The sequence below is a fragment of the Bradyrhizobium sp. Ai1a-2 genome (assembly GCF_000426245.1).
Lineage (GTDB): Bacteria > Pseudomonadota > Alphaproteobacteria > Rhizobiales > Xanthobacteraceae > Bradyrhizobium.
The window spans coordinates 1-3,792 of sequence record NZ_AUEZ01000187.1 but is presented as its reverse complement, the minus strand read 5'-3'; the positions used below and the strand labels follow the sequence as shown (position 1 = coordinate 3,792).

6 protein-coding genes and 2 pseudogenes are annotated in these 3,792 nt (G+C 58.1%); 5 read left to right on the top strand and 3 right to left on the bottom strand.

Translation table 11 applies throughout. The features are described from left to right. Together K288_RS0142795 and K288_RS51825 are read left to right on the top strand one after the other, a co-directional pair. The coding region (locus K288_RS0142795) for a transposase (protein WP_201449825.1) at positions 1-336 on the top strand (336 nt) is incomplete at its 5' end. Between the two features lie 17 nt (positions 337-353). Beyond that, positions 354-884 (top strand): annotated as a pseudogene (locus tag K288_RS51825) (integrase core domain-containing protein); the annotation flags it as partial. Positions 885-1,036: 152 nt separating this feature from the next. Here K288_RS51825 and K288_RS48995 read toward each other — a convergent pair. Both K288_RS48995 and K288_RS0142775 read right to left on the bottom strand, forming a co-directional pair. Then, positions 1,037-1,303: a hypothetical protein gene (locus K288_RS48995; RefSeq protein WP_152535977.1), complete on the bottom strand. Its 267-nt coding sequence runs from the start codon at positions 1,301-1,303 to the stop codon at positions 1,037-1,039. 29 nt (positions 1,304-1,332) lie between these two features. Then, the gene (locus K288_RS0142775) at positions 1,333-1,539 is read right to left on the bottom strand and encodes a hypothetical protein (RefSeq protein WP_027584796.1); all 207 of its coding nucleotides are present in this window, start codon (positions 1,537-1,539) and stop codon (positions 1,333-1,335) included. Positions 1,540-1,653: 114 nt separating this feature from the next. Here K288_RS0142775 and K288_RS55375 point away from each other — a divergent pair. The 3 genes and pseudogenes from K288_RS55375 to K288_RS53290 all read left to right on the top strand — a co-directional run. After that, a pseudogene (locus K288_RS55375) lies at positions 1,654-2,021 on the top strand (transposase); the annotation flags it as partial. Between the two features lie 582 nt (positions 2,022-2,603). Then, the gene (locus tag K288_RS55370; protein WP_244443486.1) at positions 2,604-3,170 is read left to right on the top strand and encodes a hypothetical protein; all 567 of its coding nucleotides are present in this window, start codon (positions 2,604-2,606) and stop codon (positions 3,168-3,170) included. 14 nt (positions 3,171-3,184) lie between these two features. Continuing rightward, positions 3,185-3,472, top strand: a complete 288-nt coding sequence (locus tag K288_RS53290) for a hypothetical protein (protein ID WP_152535976.1) — start codon at positions 3,185-3,187, stop codon at positions 3,470-3,472. Positions 3,473-3,540: 68 nt separating this feature from the next. On the opposite strand, the gene K288_RS54545 is transcribed toward K288_RS53290, so the two are convergent. Continuing rightward, positions 3,541-3,792, bottom strand: a 252-nt coding sequence (locus tag K288_RS54545) for a hypothetical protein (protein WP_210164446.1), incomplete at its 5' end; no start/stop codon positions are given.

Genomic DNA, 3,792 nt, shown 5'->3' with positions numbered 1-3,792 from the left:
TACGAAAAGGCGGCCGACTGCCTCAGCAAGGATCGATACACGCTGCTGGCCTTCTACGACTTCCCGGCCGAGCATTGGAAACACCTGCGGACCACCAACCCCATCGAAAGCACCTTCGCCACCGTGCGCCACCGCACGATCCGGTCGAAGGGCTGCCTGTCGAACAGGACAGCGCTCGCGATGGTCTTCAAACTGGTCGAGGGAGCGCAGAAACGCTGGCGCCGTCTCGATGGTCACAACCAGTTGCCAAAGCTCATTCTCGGTGTAACATTCAACGATGGGATCGAGGTCATCGCCAAGCCGACCGACCGTCAGCCCAAAATCGCCGCCGTCTGACCGGCCCGGTCGTCACCGAGATTTGGCGATAGCTCCTGACCGACTTCACCTGCCTCAAGATCACCGGATGGGGTTGGTACTATCTCTCGACCGTGTTCGATGACTTCTCGCGCTACATCGTCGCTTGGAGGCTTGGTCCCACGATGGCTGCCGCCGATGTCACGGCCACCGTCGCACATCGGCCGAGTTTCTAAGCGACAATGGCTCGAGTTACGTGGCAGACGATCTGGCCAGCTGGAAACAAGGGCATGCAACACGTCCGCGGCGCTCCGTATCAACCCCAGACCCAGGGAAAGATCGAGCGCCGGCACCAGACCTTGAAGAACCGCATTTTGCTTAACAACTACTACCTGCCCGGCGATCTCGAACGGCAGATACGAGCCTTCGTCGAACACTACAATCACGTCCGCTATCACGAGAGCATCGACAACCTCACGCCTGCCGATGCCAACTTCGACAGGGCTGAGGCGATCCTCGCCGAACGAAAATGCGTCAAGTGCAACACCATCGCAAACCGCCGCTTGCAGCATCAGTTGCGAGCAGCTTAAACTCTAACCCCTGATGAGCCAGAGCCTCCCTTCTCGAAAAGCCCGATCAGTCTCATAGTATCTGACGACGGACAGCCGATGCGCTCGGCGTTCATTTGTCCGAGTTCTTTGTTCGGCCGCCAAGACCAGCGCTCCATTGATTGAAGTACCTGCTAATTCTTGCCGCGCGGTTCGATCGGACGCCACGTGCGCGACATCAGCGGATCAGTCCGGTCATCGTATACGGCCACAAGCGCGCCGGCTTTTAATCCGAGGCCCGTCAAGTCTGCTTCGCAAAGTTCGGAATTCGCGGTCGCTACTTCGCCCGTGCTGGCAGCCAATGAGGCCTTCACGGCTTCTGCCGGATCAGCGATTGCGACGGCGTAAGTCACATATCGGACCTTGTCCCCTTTTTGACGACGCCGATCGAAACCATCCATCCTGCTGCCATCTCAGTCCCAGCCTATGACTATGAAGAGAGCTTTTGTTTTTGAGGCGGCTTAGGTGACGGCTTGGTCGCCATAAGCTCCGCGATCGCAGCAAGCACGGCGCTCGTTTCGGCCTTCTCCTCAGACCATTCTCGGAGCACCACTATGGCGTTCTGCAAAGCCTGTTCATGGGTCACGGCATGATCTGCACGAAACTTTGCGCTTTGGAGCCGAGCCCGCGAGATCATCTACGGGCCTCCAGAAAAGACGCGCGGACGGCGGTGAATCGCCGCCGGTGCGAAGTTCCCGGTCAAGACCTGGCTGTCTTCGCGAGGGTCGTCACTAAAGCAGCCAAGCCGCACTACACCAACATCGAGCATGGAATGACGCTGCACCGTTGCTGGTCGACAGCGTGCCAAGGCTGCCCGATCAAGAGCCAATGTACGCCATCCAAGGAGCGCCGCATCACGCGCTGGGAGCATGAGCATGTGGTCGAGGAGGTCCAGAGACGGCTCGATGCCGATCCCGACGCCATGCGGACGCGGCGCGCGAGACGGTCGAGCATCCCTTCCGCACGATCAAAGCCCGTATGGGGGCGACCCACTTCCTGATGAAGCGCCTACCGAATGTCGCTGCTGAGATGGCGCTGCATGTTCTCGCCTATAACCTCACACGTGTGATGAACATCGTCGGCAAACCGAGCCTGATTGCGGCCATCCGCACCGCCTGAAGGCCGGAAAGTGCGTCCAAAGCGCAATATCGCGTCGCGATACCCACTTTGGCCGGTCATTGGACGATCCGACGCGAGAACATCAGCCGCCTGCAATGATTGGCGACCAGGGCCGCGTGCCGACCTATCCGTTTGCACACAACCAAGGCCCGCTGCGGAAGTGGTCGGCTTCAAGGACGAGCGCAATAAACCTTCGTATCGTTCCAGCCCCCCTTTAGATGCCTGACGATTACCTACGTTCAATTGAGCTGCTGATCTTGATCGTCTTAGCTGCATGCGTAGGAAAAGCGCACAGGCCCATGTAGTGCGACGATGGAAAAGGATGATCGACGAAGAGCGACGATAGTACCAAGAGGAGACTACGATGCCCCATTGCTCCGATAATCGTAGATCTGGCAGTGCCGCGCGCTGCGCAGTTTGTAATGGCAAGTTTGGTCTCGTCCGGCACTACACGTGGCGAACCCCGCTTTGTTCCAAAAAGTGCGTCGATCGCTTCAGATGTCGCACGGAAAGTGACCGCAATTGGGTGGGTTGGATCCACGTTGCCTTCAACCAGCGGCCACAGAACCGCGCGAGGGCCTTATGACCGTCCCGATCTCACAACGAGGCAACGCATATTTGGAAACAGCGCGGACTTTGCTCCGCGTTGGCCAGACCATGACTGACGAAGCGATTGCGGGGCAGCTTAAGTCTCTCGCCGACGATTGCCAGCGGCGAGCTGAGAACACTTCGCATGTTGATGCGGCCCGATGGCTTTCCCGCCTGCACAGACATTTCCGGATTGCGTGTGAGATGAACGATCACTGTTGGCATACAGCGCTTGTTGCATTCACCCTCATCGTCCCGATTTCTACAATCGATCACGCACGCGCCCACGATCGTCGGCACCCTGAGTTGAACGGTTGGTATGAACGCTTGCATAGTGGCAAAGGGCCCTGTTGCGATGGCAGTGATGCGATGCGCGTTGATGACGCCGATTGGGAAACTAAGGATGGTCACTATCGCGTACGCATTGATGGTGAGTGGGTTGATGTTCCGAACGACGCTATCGTGGACGGACCGAACCGTGCGGGCCGTACGATGGTCTGGCCTGACAACCTAAATGGTCATCCGACGGTACGCTGCTTCATGCCGGGGAGCATGGGCTGATTTGCGAGCGCATCGTGATCGAAGCGGCAGATCTTCCTCGTCCCGGCGAGGCGACCGACGCTATTGAGCGGGTCAAACGCAGAAAGGTCCCCTTGGCAAAGCAGCAGAAAACTAGTGCTGAACTTGAGGACATGGTCCATCAGAAGCTGTTGATTGGCGGCGCGTATGTGTCGGCTCGCCAAGACCCGCTCCTCGGTTGGCGCGCTACGGTGATTACCGCGCCCAAGCATGCAAAAGCCATTCAGGAACGCGTTGCGACTGTTGCGGCCGAACTTCGCAAAAAATTCACACTGAAAGCTTGACGATCCCTCGATCGACGCAAGCTGGAGAGGCGAGGCATACATGCTTGCGGGAGGAAGCGCGATGAGGGCTAAAGGCCGGGCATGAATGATTGGACGCTTGGGCTTTGCGTGAACGCGCTGCTTTGGGGCGCGATCATCTTTCTTGCGATGGCGCTGGTGTCATGACAGGCGACATTATCGCATGCAAAGTTGATATCTTTAAGTCTGGATTCCGGTTTGCGCCAAAGGACTAAACCGCTCGCGCGGTAGAACAGAGCGGCTGGCGGCACAGCCAAGAGGATAGCACAACGGGGCGTCCTGTCTTGAGATGAGGGGTTCGC